Consider the following 18,419-nt stretch of genomic DNA (forward strand, 5'->3'; position numbering starts at 1 on the left):
CGCTTGCAAAAGGCAAGTCCGGCCGTTCCACGCGGCCAGACATTCGCACTGTGCCCGAAAAAAGTCGTCGTGGCGATGCGAACCTGGTGGCCCAGTCAGGACATCCAGCGAAAATTGTGGGAGTTAGTTCGATCCGACTCGGTCAAAAATAACGAGGACTTTGTTCATGAGCGACCATTCCGGGATCCGCCCAGATATTCTTGAATCCACGCTTGCCGCGTCTCAGCAGGATCAACGGACTCTCGACGAGCAGCGGCAAAACATTGCGCCTCTGGTGGACGGCATGTCGTTTTTCGACAGCATCCGGCACAATGATGACCGCGGCAGCGTCACGGAGGTCTATGACCCGCGCTGGGGCTGGCATGCCGATCCGCTCGTCTTTTCCTACATCTTCACAATTCGCCCCGGCATGGTGAAGGGTTGGGGCCTGCACAAGCTGCATGAGGATCGCTATTTTGTGGTCAGCGGCGAGTTGGAGCTGGTCCTTTATGATCCTCGCCCCGAATCCAGCACATACGGCATGATTTCGAAGGTTTACCTCTCCGGCGATCGTCCACGCCTGGTCAATGTTCCGAAATTTGTCTGGCATGCCGACCGAAACATCGGAACGTCCGAAGTGGTCGTCATCAATTTCCCAACGATACAGTACGACCACTCAAATCCCGACAAGTATCGCCTGCCCATCGACACCGATCTCATTCCCTATGATTTCGGCAGCGCCAAGGGATGGTGAGCAAACCCCGCATTTCCATCCTGATGCCGACGCATTCGCGCGTGGATGTCATCGGCATGGCCATCCAGTCGGTGCTGGATCAGACCGTCGAGGATTTTGAGCTCCTGGTCGTCGGCGACGGCTGTGCGCCCGGCACGGCCGAGGTGGTCGAAACCTTTCAGGACGCCCGCATCCGCTTCTTCGATCTGCCCAAGGCGCCGAACTTTGGCTACGCCAACCGCAATATCGCGCTGCGCGAAGCGAGGGGCGAGCTGATCGGCTTTACAGCCGACGACGATCTCCTGTTTCCGGATCATTTTGAAGTCCTGACGGAAGGCCTGAAAGGCGGGGCTGCCATCGCGTACAGTCAGGCGCTGTGGGTTTCCACCGATGGCATCGCAGCACCCTTCCTGACCAATCTGGAGCTGGCCGACGAATTCAGGATGTTCACCGAGGTCGGCAACACGATACCCGCCAGTTGCTTCCTGTACCGGGCTGATAGCCTGCCTTCGCTGGATGTCTGGCCGGAAGACCTCGCATCGGCCGGGGACTGGCAGCTATGGCGACGCATCATACGCGAGAACCCGCGCAATCCCCTCACCTATTGCCGCGTCCCAACCGTCCTGCATTTCAGCGCCAAATGGAAGAATTCGCGCCACTCCCAGGCGGGACAACTGGCTAGTTTTCTCGATGTCGCGGACGGAGCAGGCTGGTGGCCTTCAGCCTTGCGCGTCTGGATACCGAACGCCAGCAACGAACAATATGAGTATGCGCGGCTGATGCGCGCCGACCCCGCAGCCTGGAGCGAGCAGATACGCCGTGCCGTCGGTGATCTGGTGGCGCGGCTTGCCTGGGAGGATGTGCAAACGACGCGACCGATGCTTGCAAGCGCTGAGACCGAGAAAGCGACGTTGCAGTCTGAAATCTCAAGGCTGCGCAACGAGCTGCAGTTGGCTCAGCAAGGCAATGCCGAGCTACAGAGGGCCGCTTCGGACGCGAGCAACGAGGAAGCTGCGTTGCTGCCGGAAATCTCGAGGTTGCGCAGCGAGCTCGATCTGGCTCACCAAAGCAACGCCGAGCTACGGAGCGCCGCTTCGAATGCAAGGAACGAGAAGGACTGGATCGAACAAACGCTGCATGTGTGCCAGATGCAGATCGCTGCGTTGCATCAGTCCAGAAGCTGGCGCTTCACCGCTCCCCTGCGCAGGATCTCCACGAGCTTGCGTTCGAAAAAATCATAGGGCTCAAAACTTTTAACAACAGACCGGAGGCGGCGTCGGCAATCGGTCCGCCAAGCCGATCTCACACTCTTGCCAGCAGCGCCTCGACCTCCTGCAGCGTCGGCATGGATGGCGCCGTACCGGGCCGGGTCACCGAAATTCCGGCAACGGCGCAGGCGAAGCGCACCGCCTGCAACGGCTCGACACCTCGCGACAGCGCGGCGGCCAGACCACCATTGAAAGCATCCCCTGCCCCCGTGGTCTCGACGACCGGGCCGGCATTGATGACGGGAATGTGCTCGGAGCGATCCTTCGAGTGCAAAAGCGCACCCTTGTCGCCGAGCGTGACGATGACGGTGCCGACGCCCTTTTCCAGCAGCTTTCCGGCGGCGGCGCGTGCATCGTCGACCGAGGAGACCTTCATCCCGGTCAGTTCCTCCGTCTCGGTCTCGTTGGGGGTGAGGTAGTCGCACAGCGTGTAGATGCGGTCGGGAAGCTTTGCCGCCGGGGCCGGGTTGAGGATGGTCGTCACCCCTGCCCCGCGGGCGATCTCCAGCGCCCGCATGGCGGCATCGATCGGCTGTTCGAGCTGGGTGACAAAGACGCCGGCACTGCTGATCAGCGCGGCATTGGCTTCGATATCGGCTGACGAGATCAGCGTCGCCGCGCCGGGGCTGACGATGATGGCGTTGTTGCCGGTCGTCTCCTCAACGAAGATGTAGGCGGCGCCGGTATAGCTCTCCGGCGTGTCGATGACTGCATTCTTGACGCCCGCCTGGGCCCAGGTTTGCCTGGCCATATCCGCGAAGGGATCGACGCCGAGGCGGGTGAGGAACGTGACGTCGGCGCCAAGCTTGCCGGCGGCCACCGCCTGGTTCGAGCCCTTGCCGCCCGGCCCCAGCTTGAACGAGTTGCCGAGGATCGTCTCGCCCATGCGCGGCTGGCGATCGGCGCGATAGGCGGTGTCGGCGACGAACACACCAAGGATGACGACAGGCTTGCCCGAGGCCATGCTGCTACTCCGCATCCGGGGGCACGACGCCCTTGCGGAAGGCGAAGCAGCCATAGAAGCGGCGCTCACCGGTCTGGATGACGCAATAGGCCTGTTTGGCGCGCTCGTAGAAGGCGTAGCGCTCGACCGCCATCATCGGCCACGACTTGCCTTCGGCTTTGTCGATTTCCTTCTGCACTTCCTTTTGCACGGGCGGAATCTCGTCCGGCTTGCCGACGATCTCCATGCGCGCGGCGGAGTCATCGACGAATGTATCCAGCGGGTAAAGCGACAGTACGGCCTTGACCACCTCGGCGGCCGGCGCATCGATGCGCAGCAGGCGGCCGAGCGCGGTCTGGCGCGCCACCGAATCGGACGGGAAGTTGGTGTCGGCGATGATCAAATCATCGCCATGCCCCATCGCCCGCAATGCCTGCAGCACGTCGGCATTGAGCAGCGGATTGATGCCTTTGAGCATGGTCTTCCTCGTGAAGTCGTTTGAGATCAGAGACGCTTGCCGGTCTCGGCGTCGAAAAGATGGATCTGGTCCAGCCTCGGCTTCAAGGTGAGCGTGTCGCCGGGCTTGAAGTCGTGGCGCTCGCGGAACAGCGCCACCATCTCGCCTTCGCCGAAGCGCAGGAACACCAGCGTTTCCGAGCCGGTCGGCTCGACCACCGAAATCTTCGCCGCCACGCCGTCGGGATGGATCTCGAGATGTTCCGGGCGCACGCCATAGACGACGGCCTGACCGTCCTGCGCGGCATTGTCCGATGCAATCGGGAACAGCGTGCCTGCGATTTCGACACCAGGCTTGCCGCCCTTGCGCATGACGCCCTTGAGCAGGTTCATCGAAGGCGAGCCAATGAAACCGGCAACGAACAGGTTGGCCGGCCGGTCGAACAGTTCCAACGGGGCACCGACCTGCTCGATCCGGCCATCGCGCATGACGACGATCTTGTCGGCCATGGTCATGGCCTCGATCTGGTCGTGGGTGACGTAGATGGTGGTGGTCTTCAGCCGCTGGTGCAGTTCCTTGATCTCGGTGCGCATCTGCACGCGCAGCTTGGCGTCGAGATTGGACAGCGGCTCATCGAACAGGAACACCTGCGGATTGCGCACGATGGCGCGGCCCATCGCCACACGCTGGCGCTGGCCGCCGGAGAGCTGCCTTGGATAGCGTTTCAGGTAGGGATTGAGGTCGAGGATGTCGGCGGCGCGCTTGACCCGCTCGGCGACCACGGCCGGATCGGTTTTCCGCAGCTTGAGCGCAAAGGCCATGTTCTGCTCGACCGTCTTGTGCGGATAGAGCGCATAGTTCTGGAACACCATGGCGATATCGCGCTTGGCCGGCGGCAAGTGATTGACGATGCGGTCGCCGATGGCGATCGTACCGCCGGAGACGGTCTCCAGCCCGGCCACCATTCGGAGCAGCGTGGACTTGCCGCAACCCGAAGGGCCAACCAGCACCACGAACTGTCCGTCGGCAATGTCGACGCTGACTTCGTGCAGGACCTTGACGGTTCCAAACGCTTTGGCCACCTTGCTGATTGCGACTTGAGCCATATCTCCCCCATCGGCTCCATCGGCCGTAGACGCAGAAGCTAACCAACGCGAACGGTCAGGGCAAGTCAGTCTCTTATAGATAAAAACCTGTTCTCGTTGACACGGCGTTTGGTTGTGAGAATAGTGGCGGGCGCTGGTCCAAAATCGGTACCGCTATCGGAGCTTCAATCAAGCAGGTGGGGTCCTGCGTAGTTCGTTTCCGAGCCGGGAGAATCGTTGGCGCTCCAGCGTCCGACAAGGTTGGCCATATCCATTCACGCTGATGTTCTGGGAGGAATAGTCGATGAGAACAGGTCTTTACGATAAACTGGTCCGTGCTGGCGCCACAAGGCGCGACATCTTGAAGGGCGCGGCCAGCATGGCCGCGATAGCAGCCGCATCCGGCGCCGGACTTGGCGCCTTCACGCGCCCTGCTTCCGCGGCCAGCGAGCTGCGCTCCAAAATCCTGCAGATCCCAGGCGTCGGCAAGGGTCAGCCGACCGACGCCGACTTCCAGAAGGTCGGTGAACTCTGCCTCGAGGCGACCAAAGCCAACGTCAAGGAAGGCGAATTCGCCGGCGTCGAACTGACCTTCATGGGTCTCAACAACCAGAACCTGCACAATGTGCTGTTCCGCGGCTTCCTGAAGCCATGGGAAGCCTACACCGGCGCCAAGATCAGCTGGATCGACCTGGCGCAGGCCGACTACAACGCTCGCCTGCAGCAGTCGATCGCTACCGGCACCGTCGATTTCGACATCATCGAGATGGGCGCGCCGTTCGAAGGCGATGTCTGCGGCAAAGGTCTCACCTCCGAGATGCCCGACTGGGTCAAGACGCAGATCGATTTCGACGATCTGGTCAACTACCTGAAGCCTCCGGTCGGCACCTGGGATGGCAAGCAGTATCGCGTGACCATCGATGGTGACACGCACAATTTCAACTACCGCACCGACGTGTTCGCCGATGCCGACCTCGCCAAGGCCTGGAAGGACGGCGGCGGGGCCGGAGAATGGGGCGTGCCGAAGACCTGGCAAGAGGTCCAGGCCGTGACCAAGTTCCTCAAGGGCAAGAAATTCAAGGGCCAGGACGTCTACGGCTATCTCGATGCGCCCAAGCCCTGGGGCGGGTTCGGCTTCTACTTCCTTGGCAGCCGCGCCACCGCCTACGCCAAGCATCCCGATGACAAGGCCTGGCTGTTCGATGCCGACACCATGAAGCCGCGCATCAACAATCCGGCCTGGGTGCGCGCCATCCAGGACGTCATCGATGCCTTGCCTTCGGAACCGGCCGACCAGATCAACGCCGACCCGAACACCACTGGCTTCCAGCAGTTCCTGGCCGGAACCGGTTCGATGATCCCCTGGTGGGGCGACATCGGTTCCAACGTGAAGACCAACGATTCCTCGGTGGTCGGCGACGTCACCGGCTTCTCGATCCTGCCGGGTTCGGACGACGTCTACAATTCCAAGACAGGCGCCTGGGAGAAGCTCGCCAGCGGGCCGAACTACTCGCCGAACTGCGCCTATCTCGGCTGGGGCGTCTACGTCATGGCGCGCGTCGATGCCGACGAAAAGAAGAAGAAGGCGGCATGGTCCGCCGCCGCCCATCTCGGCGGCAAGGACCTGTCGATATGGACGGCCATGTATCCGTCCGGCTTCCAGCCCTACCGCAACTCCCATTTCGACATTCCGGAATGGGTGGCGGCCGGCTACGACGAGGCGTTCATCACCTCGTACCTCAAGTCGGAAGGTGACTCCTACAACCATCCGAACGCGGCGATCGAGCCACGCATCCCCGGCATCTTCCAGTACTACAGCGCCGCTGAGGACATCCTGGCCAACACCTTCGCCGGCAAGATGAAGGCACAAGAAGGCGCCGACGCCATTGCCGCGGCCTGGGAGAAGTTGACCGACCAGATCGGCCGCGAAAAGCAGATCAAGCTCTACAAGGCCTCCCTCGGCATGTAAGCTATGTGAAACCGTGGTCCGGCGGCAACGCCGGACCACAGCCGATCGGCTCCGGCTCCTCGATGAGCCTTCAAACGGGCGAAATTTGTGGCTGACCAGACTTCGACCGCAAACCAGTGGCCGGCAGATGCCGCCCCTTCCGATCTGATTTCACCAGGCCGCAAGCGGCTCGGCTGGGTGTTGATGGCCGTTGCGACACTTGGCCTGCTGGCGGTTATCGCGCTTGAGATCCTGTACAAGACCGAAACCAGCACGGTCGGTTTCGAAACCTGGCGCCCTGTCGTCTACGCCTATGTGCTGTGGGGCGTGGCAATCGGCATTGGCCAGGTGCTGACGCGCGGCGAGGATGGCCAGCGAGCGCTGTTCCTGCTGCCGGCGCTGCTGTTCACCATCGCCATGGTGATCTTCCCGACGCTGTTCGGTTTCTACATCGCGCTCACCGACTGGAACCTCAGCTCTTTCAGCGGCCGCAGGTTCAACGGGCTCGACAATTTCTGGCAGATGCTGCGCGACCCCTACTATCGCAATGCGCTGTTCAACATGGTGCTCTATGTGCTCGCCGTGCTGGTCGAATATGTCATTGCCTTCGGCCTGGCGCTGTTGCTCAACGCGCAGATCCGGGCGCGCAAGTTTTTCCGCGTCGTCTTCCTGATGCCGCTGATGCTGTCGCCGGTCGCGGTGTCGTGGATGGTCGGCAAGTCGCTGATGGAATATCGCTTCGGGCCGGCGGCCACACTGGCGCGCCATCTCGGCTGGGAAAACCCGGCCTTCTTCTCGGATCCGATCATCGCCCGTATCTCGATCATGGTGCTGGATGCCTGGACCTTCATCCCGTTCATGATGATCATGCTGCTCGCCGGCCTGCAGGCGATGTCACGTGAGATCCTCGAAGCGGCGCGGGTCGACGGCGCCAATGCGTGGCAGACCTTCTGGCAGGTCACCTTTCCGCTGATGCTGCCGGTGTCGGTGACGGCGGTCATCCTGCGCATCATCTTCAAGCTGAAGCTGGCCGACATTATCATCACGGTGACCTCGGGCGGGCCCGGTGGCGCCACCGATTCCGTTTCCAGTTTCATCTACCGCGAATACCGCGACCGCTCGAATGTGGGCTACGGCACCATGCTGGCGATGGCCTATCTCGTCATCATCATCGTGTTCGTGACCTGGCTGCTGAAATTCGCCAACCGCTTCGTGCGCAACGTCAACTGAGCGGCGGGGATCATGAGCGTTCAAACCACCGAATACACCGTTTCCGAAATCCGCTCTCCGGCGAGTTTCATCACCAGCCGCGTCTTCATCTATGGCGCGCTGGTGTTCTGGGCCTTCATCTGCCTGTTCCCGATCTACTGGACGCTAACCACCTCGTTCAAATCGGCGGTCGATGTCACCCAGGGCCACCTGATCCCGTTCGTCGACTTCCAGCCGGACTGGAAGGGCTGGCGATCGCTTGGCCTGTCGCCGGATTCGATCTTCCAGACCTCCACGGTGCGCGATGAGTTCTTCAAGCGCTTCATGAACTCGGTCATCACCTCCGTCGGCGCGTCGAGCCTTGCAATTGTCATCGGCAGCCTGGCGGCCTATGGGCTCACCCGCTATCGCTACCACTTCGCCTGGTTCAAGAACGAGGACATCTCATTCTTCTTCCTGTCGCAGCTGATCCTGCCGCCGGTGGTGCTGGCGCTGCCTTTCCTGGTGCTCTACCGGGAAGTCGGGCTGCTCGATACGCGCATCGGGCTGATCCTGCTCTACACGCTGATGGTGCTGCCGATCGTCATCTGGATCATGCGCGACCAGTTCAACTCGATCCCGGTCGAACTCGAGGAAGCAGCGCTCGTCGACGGGCTGTCGATCTGGGGGGCGTTCTTCCGCATCGTCATGCCGATTGCATTGCCGGGCATGGTCGCCGCCTTCATCCTGGCGATGGTGCTGTGCTGGAACGAGTATTTCTTCGCAGCGCTTTTGACCTCGACCGATGCCAAGACAATTCCGGTCATGGTGGCAAGCCAGACCGGCTCGCAAGGCATCAACTGGTGGTCGATGGCAGCGCTGGCCACCGCGGCAATTGCGCCATTGGCCGTCATCGGCATCGCGCTCGAACGTTACCTCATCATGGGCATGACTGCCGGAGCGGTTAAATAGGCGATGGGTGCCAAGTACTGGTTCGCGCGCAACATCCGTGTCGGTGATGTCGGCCGCGGCCGCTACGGCAGGGGCGCCATGCCCCTCGGCTGGCAAGGCCGCGCCGTCATCGCCGGTTTCGTCATGGCCATGCTGTTCGGTGCCCTGCTGATGGCCCTGGTGGGCTTCTACGGCAACCACCTTGCGCTTGGCATAGCGCTCTACGTCATCCTCGCCCTCTGCGGGGGCGGCACCTTCATCTGGGCCGTGGCCACCAAGAGCGACCCGAACAAGTCTATGGCCGAATACCGGGCCGAGCGGCAGCGCGCCAGATCGAGTGGCGCATAATTCTTGACCGGTCAGCCAAGAAGCGTCGCGCGCAGATGATCGAGGATCATGGCCACACCCTTTTGCCCGAGCTCGGCCGAAGCGTCCCTGGCGGTCGCCGTATACCAGCTCTTGTTGTCTTCGAAGTGAGCGGCGTCGACCGCCTCCGGGCATAGCGCCATCATCAGAGATGTCTCGCCGATGCCGGCATGGTCGAACGGGTACTTCATCGTCGCCGACATCAGCGGATGCACCTGCACCCAGTTGAAGAAGTTCTCACCCGCGGCATGTCCGGAATAGTAGTCGGCCATCGCCTCCGAGCCCCACCAGCCCTCGCCACGCTCCTTTTCGAGGAATTGGAAGATTGCCTGGCGGCCGGCGGTCTTGAAGGCGAGATCTGTCGGCATGCCGGCGGCGAAGTTCTCGGTCTGGTGGTGGATGATGGCGTGGATGTTGCGAAAGCCGATGCGCAGCAGGCTGTAGAACAGCTCCTGCGCGAACGGCGCCAGCGCATTGCCACCGACCTGCACCGAGCCGCTGCCCTCCGGCGCAGCCACCGCGTAGCTCGCCGCGCCATAGTAGAAGGGCGGCAGGATGACGATGTCGGCCTCCTTTTCGAATAGTTCCAGCGTCTTGATGACGGCCAGCGTGTCCATGCCGACGGCCATGTGCTCGCCATGGTATTCGAGCACGCCGAGCGGCAGTGCGACAGGCCAGTTCTCGGCGATCGCCTTGCGGATCTGGTGTGGCAGCATCAATTCGTAGCGCATGATCTATTCCATGTTGGTGTGGCGGGCGCGCATCGCTTCGGGCGACGCGCCGATCAAATCCCTGAGCTTCAGCACCATCACCTCGAACAGCAGGAACAACGCGCCTTCGAACACCGAGCCCATCGGCAGGACCGATGTCTTCCGCGCTCCCTGGTCGTTGGCCATGGTCTGCGCCGGGATGAGCAGGGTGAAATCGGCGCGCTCTGCCGCGCTGCTTTCGGCCTGGGCGGTCAGCAGGAGATTGGTCGCGCCTGCACCATGCGCGACCTGCATCAAGGTCAGCACGGTTGAGGTTTCGCCGGGTCCGGAGCTGACGAGGAAGACATCGCCAGGCCCCAAGGGCGGCGTGGTCATGTCGCCGACCACAGAGACCGGCAGGCCCAGATGATAGAGCCGCATGGCCAGACCCTTGACCTGCAAGGCCTCGCGGCCGCAGCCGTAGACGATGATCTGCTTGGCGCCGGCCAGCATCTTGCAGGCGGCGTCGATCCGGCTCTCGTCGAGGCCAGCCAGCACGCTGCCGAGTTCGTCCAGTGCGGTCTTGAACAGGTTTTCGTTGTTGCCGCTCACCACAAACCTGCCATCGAAACCACCCTGGGATTGCCGCCCTTACTGCCACGAACAGCTTGATTTCGTTCATGCTATCAACCGCGAAAATGCGTGTCCAACGGTCCGCGACGCTTTTGCCGGGCCACAGGCATGATAGTGTCATGTCAGACAAATCAAGTGAGGCAAACAGCAGAATATGAAGACACGGCATTTCGACCGCATCGGCAATGGCGGCATCGACTTTACGGAGCTTGGCTTCGGCACGGCGCCGCTCGGCAATCTCTACCGTGCCGTCTCGGACGAGGACGCCAATGCCACGCTGGAGGCCGCCTGGGCGACCGGCTGCCGCTACTACGACACCGCGCCGCTCTACGGGCTTGGCCTGTCGGAAACGCGGCTCAACCCGTTCCTACGCGGCAAGAAGCGCGACGACTACGTGCTGTCGAGCAAGGTTGGCCGCATCATGCGCGCCTGCCCGCCGGAAGAGCGCACCGGCATCGGCAAGTTCTTCGACACGCCGTCGCGGCGCGAGGTTTACGACTACAGCTATGACGGCGTCATGCGCTCGTTCGAGGCCTCATTGGAGCGGCTTGGCGTCGATCGGATCGACATCCTCTTCGTGCACGATGTCGACATCTTCACCCATGGCAGCAAGCAGGCGTCCGACCAACGCATCGAGGAGTTCATGCGCTCGGGTTATTACGCGCTGCTGTCCCTGCGCGACCAGGGGGTGATCAAGGCGTTCGGCGGCGGCATCAATGAGTGGCAGGTCTGCCAGGCGCTGGCCGAGCGCGGCGACTTCGATCTCTTCCTGCTTGCCGGCCGCTACACGCTGCTGGAGCAGGAGGCGCTGGCATCCTTCCTGCCGCTCTGCCAGAAGCGCGGCATCGGCATCGTTCTCGGCGGACCCTACAATTCCGGCATCCTGGCGACGGGGCCGAAGCCTGGCGCCTATTACAATTACACCGAGGCGCCACAGGACGTGCTCGACTGCGTGGCGCGCATCGAGGCGGTCTGCAAGCGCCATGGCGTGCGGCTGATCGAGGCCGCGTTGCAGTTTCCGCTGCAGCATCCATCGGTGGTGTCGGTAATCCCGGGTGGCCAGCGGCCGAGCGAAGTCGAGAGCAATCGGTCGCTGCTCGATGCGAAGCTGCCGGCAGCGCTTTGGGCCGATCTCAAGAAGGCAGGCCTGATGCGAACTGAAGCGCCGACCGCCTAATCCACTTCGCGGGCGACCACGCGCGTCGGCGTCGGGCACAAAAATGAAAAGCCGGGCAAGCCCGGCTTTTCTGGTCTCTGAAAGAAAAAGGCGCTTAGTTGACTGCGTCCTTGAGGCCCTTGCCGGCCGAAAACTTCGGCACGGTGCGCGCCGGGATCTTCACTTCGGCGCCGGTCTGCGGGTTGCGGCCGGTCGAGGCCGCACGCTTTGACACGGTGAAATTGCCAAAGCCGACAAGCCGGACATCGCCGCCCTTCTTCAGTTCGCCGGTGATCACGGAAAATACCGCATCGACCGCCGACTGCGCGTCACCCTTCGAAATGCTCGCGGCGTCGGCGACAGCGGACACCAGTTCGTTCTTGTTCATAAAAATTCCCTTCCATGAGAACACCGGAACTTACGACTCATCCGGCAGGAAACGGACTTTAGAAAGAAGCGTTCCCGCAACCAAGTCGAAAAGGCAGGAAAAAATCGGAAAAAGCCCGGAATTCCGGGGTTTTTCACATGAAAAAGCCGGGCGCGAAGCCCGGCTCTCTGTTTTTGCACTGCAACGTTAGCGAAAACTAACGCATGGCCCTGAAAACCGTAGTCGGTTTTCGGAAAGGACCATGCGCAAGTCCAAGCGTTAGAGCGTCCTCTGCGCGTCCAAGTGGACGCGCGCCGCTCTAATGCGCCAGCGTCTTGCCGGCATCATCCGCGCTGTCGGTCGCGGCCGGAGGATTGACCGGTTCGACCCATTCAATCGGCTCCGGCATACGCACCAGTGCATGGCGCAACACCTCTCCGACCCGTCCGACCGGAATGATCTCCATGCCGTTCTTCACGTTGTCCGGAATCTCCGCCAGGTCCTTGGCGTTGTCTTCCGGGATCAGCACCTTCTTGATGCCGCCGCGCAGTGCGGCCAGCAGCTTCTCCTTCAGGCCGCCGATCGGCAGCACCCTGCCGCGCAGCGTGATCTCGCCAGTCATGGCGACATCCGCCTTGACCGGAATGCCGGTCAGCACGGAAACGATCGCGGTGGCCATCGCCACGCCAGCCGATGGTCCATCCTTGGGCGTCGCGCCTTCCGGCACGTGCACGTGGATGTCACGCTTGTCGAACAGCGGCGGCTCGATGCCGAAATCGATGGCGCGCGAGCGGACATAGGAGGCCGCCGCCGAAATCGATTCCTTCATCACGTCGCGCAGGTTGCCGGTCACCGTCATGCGGCCCTTGCCGGGCATCATGACACCTTCGACCGTCAGCAACTCACCGCCGACCTCCGTCCAGGCAAGCCCGGTAACGACACCGACCTGATCGTCAGCCTCGACCTGACCGAAGCGGAAGCGCGGAACACCGAGATAGTCGGCGAGGTTCGCCGCCGTGATGTTCACCGTCTTCTTCTTCGTCTTCAGGATCTCGGTCACCGCCTTGCGCCCGAGCTTCATCAGCTCGCGCTCCAGGCTTCTGACGCCCGCTTCACGGGTGTAGGTCTGGATGATGGCGCGGATTGCGTCCTCGCCGACGGAGAATTCCTTCGGCTGCAGAGCATGGTCGCGCACCACCTTCGGCATCAGGTGCCGCTTGGCGATTTCGATCTTCTCGTCCTCGGTGTAGCCGGCAATGCGGATGATCTCCATGCGGTCCATCAACGGCGCAGGGATGTTCAGCGTGTTCGCCGTCGTCACAAACATCACGCTCGACAGGTCATATTCGACCTCGAGGTAATGGTCCATGAACGTCGAGTTCTGTTCAGGATCGAGCACCTCAAGCAGCGCCGACGACGGATCGCCGCGGAAGTCCTGGCCCATCTTGTCGATCTCGTCGAGCAGGAAGAGCGGGTTGGACTTCTTCGCCTTTTTCATCGACTGGATGACCTTGCCGGGCATCGAGCCGATATAGGTGCGCCGATGGCCACGGATCTCGGCTTCGTCACGCACGCCGCCCAGCGCCATGCGGATGAATTCGCGACCGGTCGCCTTGGCGATCGACTTGCCGAGCGAGGTCTTGCCGACGCCGGGAGGGCCGACGAGGCACAGGATCGGCCCCTTCAGCTTCTTCTGGCGGCTTTGCACGGCAAGGTACTCGACGATGCGGTCCTTGACCTTGTCGAGGCCGAAATGGTCGGTGTCGAGCACGTTCTGCGCGAAGGCCAGGTCCTGCTTGACCTTGGAGTTCTTGCCCCACGGGATCGACAGGATCCAATCGAGATAGTTGCGCACAACGGTCGATTCCGCCGACATCGGCGACATCGTCCTGAGCTTCTTCAACTCGGCTTCCGCCTTTTCGCGGGCCTCCTTGGAAAGCTTGGTCTTCTTGATGCGCGCCTCGATCTCCGCAGCTTCGTCGCGGCCGTCCTCGCCCTCGCCAAGCTCCTTCTGGATCGCCTTCATCTGCTCGTTGAGGTAGTATTCGCGCTGCGTCTTCTCCATCTGGCGCTTGACACGCGAACGGATGCGCTTCTCCACCTGCAGGACGGAGATTTCGGCTTCCATGAAGCCCATCGCCTTTTCCAGCCGCTCCTTGACCGAGAGCGTGGCCAGCATCTCCTGCTTTTCAGGGATCTTGATGGCGAGATGCGAAGCGACCGTGTCGGCGAGCTTGGAATAGTCGTCGATCTGGCTGGCGGCACCCACCACTTCCGGCGAGATCTTCTTGTTCAGCTTAACGTAGTTCTCGAAGTCGGTGACGACCGAACGAGCCAGCGCCTCGACCTCGACCTCTTCCTCTTCCGGCTCGACAAGCGCCGCGGCGCGGGCCTCGTGGAAGTCGGGACGGTCGGTGAACGAGACGATTTTCGCGCGCGAAGCGCCTTCGACCAGAACCTTGACGGTGCCGTCGGGCAGCTTCAGCAATTGCAGCACATTGGCGAGCGTGCCGATGTCGAAGATGGCATCGGGCTCGGGATCGTCATCGGCGGCATTCATCTGGGTGGCAAGCAGGATCTGCTTTTCCTGCCCCATCACCTCTTCCAGCGCCTTGATCGACTTTTCACGCCCAACAAAGAGCGGAACGATCATGTGCGGGAACACCACGATGTCGCGCAGTGGGAGGACTGCGAAGACACCGTCGCTGGGAGCCTTGGATATTTTGGCCATTGTCCAACCTTTCATGTCGCGGCCGCCAATCAGCCAACCGCGAATCTTATATTAACGACCGGGGATCGTTCCGCCTACCACCGTTTGTGACGGGAGTTTTACAGCACAGAAATCGGGCACCTCGGCCTTCTCCAATTAGTTGGATGCACGATCCACAAAGATCAAGGGGCCCGTACAAATCCGCTCCTCCAACTTGCCCGCAAGTGACACATTTGCGACGCCAAGACCGGGCGCAGCCGCAAAACCCTGCGTGACAGCAAAACGGCGCCTTGCGGCGCCGTTTCAAAACTCCGCTGCGGGCTCATGTCAGGCGCTGACATTGCCCTTCTTTTCCTTCTGTTCGGAATAGATGTAGAGCGGCCGGGCACTGCCGGTCACCACCTCTTCCGAAATCACCACCTCGCGCACGCCTTCGAGCGCGGGAAGTTCGAACATCGTGTCGAGAAGGATCGCTTCCATGATCGAGCGCAGGCCGCGCGCGCCGGTCTTGCGCTCGATAGCGCGCTTGGCGATCGCCGACAGGGCGTTCTCGTGGAAGGTCAGGTCGACATTCTCCATCTCGAACAGCCGCTGATACTGCTTGACCAGCGCGTTCTTCGGCTCGGTCAGGATCTGGATAAGCGCCGGCTCGTCGAGGTCCTCCAGCGTCGCCAGGACCGGCAGACGGCCGACAAATTCGGGGATAAGACCGAATTTCAGCAAATCCTCGGGCTCGACCAGGCGGAAAACATCGCCGGTGCGGCGATCCTCGGGCGAAGCGACGATGGCACCAAAGCCGATCGAGGTTTTCCTGCCGCGATCCGAGATGATCTTGTCCAGCCCTGCGAAGGCGCCGCCGCAGATGAACAGGATGTTGGCGGTGTCGACCTGCAGGAACTCCTGCTGCGGATGCTTCCTGCCGCCCTGCGGCGGCACAGAGGCGACGGTGCCTTCCATGATCTTCAGCAGCGCCTGCTGCACGCCCTCGCCCGACACGTCGCGGGTGATCGAGGGATTGTCGGACTTGCGCGAAATCTTGTCGATCTCGTCGATGTAGACGATGCCGCGCTGGGCGCGCTCGACATTGTAGTCGGCCGACTGCAACAGCTTCAGAATGATGTTTTCGACGTCCTCGCCGACATAGCCGGCTTCGGTCAGCGTCGTGGCGTCAGCCATGGTGAAGGGCACGTCGATGATGCGGGCCAGCGTCTGCGCAAGCAGTGTCTTGCCGCAACCGGTCGGGCCGATCAGCAGGATGTTCGACTTCGCCAGCTCGACATCGTTGTTCTTGCCGGCATGCGCGAGGCGCTTGTAGTGGTTGTGGACCGCCACCGACAGCACGCGCTTGGCGTAGGGCTGACCGATGACATAGTCGTCGAGAACCTTGAGGATTTCCTGCGGTGTCGGCACGCCCTCGCGCGACTTCACCATCGAGGTCTTGTTCTCCTCGCGGATGATGTCCATGCACAGCTCGACGCATTCGTCGCAGATGAAGACCGTCGGACCGGCGATCAGCTTGCGCACTTCGTGCTGGCTTTTGCCGCAAAACGAGCAGTAAAGCGTGTTCTTGGTATCGCCGCCGTTGTTGCCGACCTTGCTCATTTTCATGTCCTTTCATGGCCGCCCGCCGATGGTCTGGCTGAAAGGGCGCATACTCAATCTATCGCGGGAATCCGCCGCCGCCAGTATAATCCGGCTCCCCGCAACGCATTCCGTACGAAACACAAATCAGAAAACGTGGCAATGATTCGCGACAGCCCCGCATAAAGCTAAGCCGCCGAAACTCAACATAGCCTTAACGTAGGCAATCCTGACCGCCGAGGGAACAGCCAATTGTGGCCGAAATGCCGCAAGACACGCCAAAAGCGCGTGATGTCGCCATCCAACTGCCAACTAGCCCTTATGCCACAGCGCCTTCAGCCGGCTCGCGCGACGAAATGACCTTGTCGATGAGGCCGAAATCCCTGGCTTCGTCGGCGGTCATGAAATGGTCGCGGTCGAGCGTCTTCTCGATCTCTTCGTAGCTCTTGCCGGTGTGCTTGACGTAGACCTCGTTGAGGCGACGCTTCAGCTTGATGATGTCCTGGGCATGGCGTTCGATGTCGGATGCCTGGCCCTGGAAGCCGCCGGACGGCTGGTGAACCATGATGCGGGCGTTCGGCGTGGCGAAGCGCATGTCCTTGTGGCCGGCGGTCAGCAGCAGCGAGCCCATCGAGGCCGCCTGGCCAATACAGAGCGTCGACACGGCCGGCTTGATGAACTGCATGGTGTCGTAGATGGCCATGCCGGAGGTGACGACGCCGCCCGGCGAATTGATGTAGAGGTTGATTTCCTTCTTCGGATTCTCGGCTTCGAGGAACAACAGCTGCGCGCAGACCAGCGTCGCCATGCCGTCCTCGACCGGACCGGTGATGAAAATGATGCGCTCCTTGAGGAGGCGCGAGAAAATGTCGTAGGCCCGCTCGCCGCGATTGGTCTGTTCGACCACCATCGGAACGAGGTTCATGTAGGTTTCGACGGGGTTCTTCATTAGTTATCTCTTATCTCGCGGTGGGATTCCGGCGCCGGGAATGCTGGCAGATCGGGCAGAATCGGTTCTGGATCGTTATTCCGTAAATAGGATGCCGGCTCATCCTTGTGCAAGGCCGCCCCCTCCTAGCCATCTGGGTAAGTCGAATCAAGGTTACATTCTCGGGATTCATCGACCCGTACCGTGATCGATCGGCGACGTCGTCACCATCCGTAGCAATTTCTTAACCGCATTGCTTAACGAAATACGGCAAATTCCCTTTCACCAGACGCCTGATCCCCTACGATCCAACGTTGAACCGTCATCGTACCGTTCAACAGGGGGAGTGTCATGTTCAGGAAAACCGCATGCTTCACCATTGCCGGGCTGACCATGCTCGGCACGATTTCCGAGACAGCGGCCGGCGGCCGCGCCGTCGAATGCTATGAGCCCGTCCGCACGCCTGATGTCTACGACACGGTCTACGAAGACGTGCTGGTCAGCCCGCCCGGCCAGCAGGTCGACTATGTTCCCGCCATCTACGGCACCCGCGACCGCGTGGTGATGACCGTTCCGGCACAAGTGACCTACGAGGTGGTGCCCGCCATCACCCGCACCGTATACCACACGGTCCAGATCGATGATGGCGGCTATTCCTGGGAATGGCGCGTCATCCGTGGCCGCAAGGTGCTGTGCAAGATCTGGCACAAGGCGCGCTACGGGCGTGTCGCCGAGACCGTGGTGATCCAGCCGGAGCGTACACGGCGCGTCGTCATCCCGGCGCAGTACGACAGGATCGCAGAGGAGGTGCTGGTGCAGCCGGAACAAAGGCGCATCATCAATGTTCCCGCGTCCTACCAGACGGTGGCGCGGCGCGTGCTGGTCCGCGAAGGCTCATCCGGCTGGCGGCGCGTGCATATTCCCAGGCACTGCCAGGATTAGGCTAGGGTCTGGACCCACAAAAGTGTTGGCATGAGGAGCGAGTTGTGATCGCAACCCGCCATGACCGCAACGCCGTGACGTTCCGATCTGTCGCGGCCGCTGTGTCCTACTGGTTCTGAGTTCAGACCCCGGGTCAGACGGTCCAGGTCCAGTCGATGGGGTAGTTGACAATGGGGGTGAACGTCACGCCGACCGCCTCCATATCCCTACGGCCGTCGACAACCATCTCCTTCAGCAGGTCCAACTGCGCCGCATGCTCGTCGGTGTCCCAGACACTAACTTGCACGATCGAGCCCGTCGGCGAGACGCCCGCATAAAAGTGAAGGAGCCCCGGCAACCGTCTGATGGCCGGGATGATGTACTCCGAGGTCTTCTTGCTCGCGGCGTCGACCTCGGCGAACCGGCTCGGGTCGTAGCTGGCGCGCGAGACCCGCACGACGGCGGTTGTCGGCAATGACTCGGCGATGGTGATTCTATCCGTCATGGGATCCTATC

18 protein-coding genes are annotated in these 18,419 nt (G+C 61.6%); 8 read left to right on the forward strand and 10 right to left on the reverse strand.

The genetic code is table 11. The features are described from left to right. The first annotated feature begins 166 nt into the window (after positions 1–166). Complete coding sequence (locus tag AC1D10_RS21825; RefSeq protein ID WP_477275462.1) at positions 167–733, forward strand: polysaccharide biosynthesis C-terminal domain-containing protein; 567 nt, start codon at positions 167–169, stop codon at positions 731–733. Positions 734–756: 23 nt separating this feature from the next. Next, the gene (locus AC1D10_RS21830) at positions 757–1,953 is read left to right on the forward strand and encodes a glycosyltransferase (protein WP_477275464.1); all 1,197 of its coding nucleotides are present in this window, start codon (positions 757–759) and stop codon (positions 1,951–1,953) included. 61 nt (positions 1,954–2,014) lie between these two features. Here the strand turns inward: AC1D10_RS21830 and rbsK are convergent, their stop codons facing one another. The 3 genes from rbsK to AC1D10_RS21845 are packed head-to-tail and all read right to left on the reverse strand — an operon-like array spanning position 2,015 to position 4,486. After that, positions 2,015–2,944, reverse strand: coding sequence for a ribokinase (gene rbsK, locus AC1D10_RS21835; RefSeq protein WP_477275466.1), 930 nt, complete (start codon positions 2,942–2,944; stop codon positions 2,015–2,017). A gap of 4 nt (positions 2,945–2,948) precedes the next feature. Beyond that, positions 2,949–3,401: an RbsD/FucU family protein gene (locus AC1D10_RS21840; protein WP_477275468.1), complete on the reverse strand. Its 453-nt coding sequence runs from the start codon at positions 3,399–3,401 to the stop codon at positions 2,949–2,951. A 26-nt stretch (positions 3,402–3,427) separates the two neighbouring features. After that, on the reverse strand, positions 3,428–4,486 hold the full coding sequence (locus tag AC1D10_RS21845) for an ABC transporter ATP-binding protein (protein ID WP_379095079.1): 1,059 nt from the start codon (positions 4,484–4,486) through the stop codon (positions 3,428–3,430). 283 nt (positions 4,487–4,769) lie between these two features. Here AC1D10_RS21845 and AC1D10_RS21850 point away from each other — a divergent pair, with 283 nt between their 5' ends. The 4 genes from AC1D10_RS21850 (at position 4,770) to AC1D10_RS21865 (ending at position 8,900) form a co-directional block, all read left to right on the forward strand. Then, entirely contained in the window at positions 4,770–6,434 is a 1,665-nt protein-coding gene (locus AC1D10_RS21850; RefSeq protein WP_477275471.1) for an ABC transporter substrate-binding protein, read from the forward strand. 87 nt (positions 6,435–6,521) lie between these two features. Beyond that, positions 6,522–7,643: a carbohydrate ABC transporter permease gene (locus AC1D10_RS21855; protein ID WP_477275473.1), complete on the forward strand. Its 1,122-nt coding sequence runs from the start codon at positions 6,522–6,524 to the stop codon at positions 7,641–7,643. Between the two features lie 12 nt (positions 7,644–7,655). Then, positions 7,656–8,573, forward strand: coding sequence for a carbohydrate ABC transporter permease (locus tag AC1D10_RS21860; RefSeq protein WP_379095070.1), 918 nt, complete (start codon positions 7,656–7,658; stop codon positions 8,571–8,573). A gap of 3 nt (positions 8,574–8,576) precedes the next feature. Next, the gene (locus tag AC1D10_RS21865; protein WP_477275475.1) at positions 8,577–8,900 is read left to right on the forward strand and encodes a hypothetical protein; all 324 of its coding nucleotides are present in this window, start codon (positions 8,577–8,579) and stop codon (positions 8,898–8,900) included. A gap of 11 nt (positions 8,901–8,911) precedes the next feature. Here the strand turns inward: AC1D10_RS21865 and AC1D10_RS21870 are convergent, their stop codons facing one another. Beyond that, complete coding sequence (locus AC1D10_RS21870) at positions 8,912–9,649, reverse strand: creatininase family protein (RefSeq protein ID WP_477275477.1); 738 nt, start codon at positions 9,647–9,649, stop codon at positions 8,912–8,914. 3 nt (positions 9,650–9,652) lie between these two features. After that, positions 9,653–10,219, reverse strand: coding sequence for an SIS domain-containing protein (locus AC1D10_RS21875; RefSeq protein ID WP_477275479.1), 567 nt, complete (start codon positions 10,217–10,219; stop codon positions 9,653–9,655). Positions 10,220–10,394: 175 nt separating this feature from the next. Between AC1D10_RS21875 and AC1D10_RS21880 the strand changes: the two genes are divergently transcribed. Then, positions 10,395–11,417, forward strand: coding sequence for an aldo/keto reductase (locus tag AC1D10_RS21880; protein ID WP_477275481.1), 1,023 nt, complete (start codon positions 10,395–10,397; stop codon positions 11,415–11,417). A 94-nt stretch (positions 11,418–11,511) separates the two neighbouring features. Here the strand turns inward: AC1D10_RS21880 and AC1D10_RS21885 are convergent, their stop codons facing one another. From AC1D10_RS21885 to clpP, 4 genes are all read right to left on the reverse strand, one after another. Next, positions 11,512–11,784 (reverse strand): HU family DNA-binding protein, encoded by a 273-nt coding sequence (locus AC1D10_RS21885; protein WP_006201846.1) that lies wholly within the window; start codon positions 11,782–11,784, stop codon positions 11,512–11,514. A 298-nt stretch (positions 11,785–12,082) separates the two neighbouring features. Continuing rightward, the gene (gene lon, locus AC1D10_RS21890; RefSeq protein ID WP_477275483.1) at positions 12,083–14,494 is read right to left on the reverse strand and encodes an endopeptidase La; all 2,412 of its coding nucleotides are present in this window, start codon (positions 14,492–14,494) and stop codon (positions 12,083–12,085) included. Between the two features lie 306 nt (positions 14,495–14,800). Continuing rightward, complete coding sequence (clpX, locus tag AC1D10_RS21895) at positions 14,801–16,075, reverse strand: ATP-dependent Clp protease ATP-binding subunit ClpX (protein WP_477275485.1); 1,275 nt, start codon at positions 16,073–16,075, stop codon at positions 14,801–14,803. 298 nt (positions 16,076–16,373) lie between these two features. Next, on the reverse strand, positions 16,374–17,003 hold the full coding sequence (clpP, locus tag AC1D10_RS21900; RefSeq protein ID WP_109669506.1) for an ATP-dependent Clp endopeptidase proteolytic subunit ClpP: 630 nt from the start codon (positions 17,001–17,003) through the stop codon (positions 16,374–16,376). Positions 17,004–17,333: 330 nt separating this feature from the next. On the opposite strand from clpP, the gene AC1D10_RS21905 reads away from it, so the two are divergent. Further along, on the forward strand, positions 17,334–17,924 hold the full coding sequence (locus AC1D10_RS21905; RefSeq protein WP_477275488.1) for a hypothetical protein: 591 nt from the start codon (positions 17,334–17,336) through the stop codon (positions 17,922–17,924). 133 nt (positions 17,925–18,057) lie between these two features. Here AC1D10_RS21905 and AC1D10_RS21910 read toward each other — a convergent pair whose 3' ends face one another. Next, positions 18,058–18,408, reverse strand: a complete 351-nt coding sequence (locus tag AC1D10_RS21910; protein ID WP_477275490.1) for a hypothetical protein — start codon at positions 18,406–18,408, stop codon at positions 18,058–18,060. Positions 18,409–18,419 lie beyond the last annotated feature (11 nt).

It is taken from the genome of Mesorhizobium sp. P2_A8, assembly GCF_056404935.1.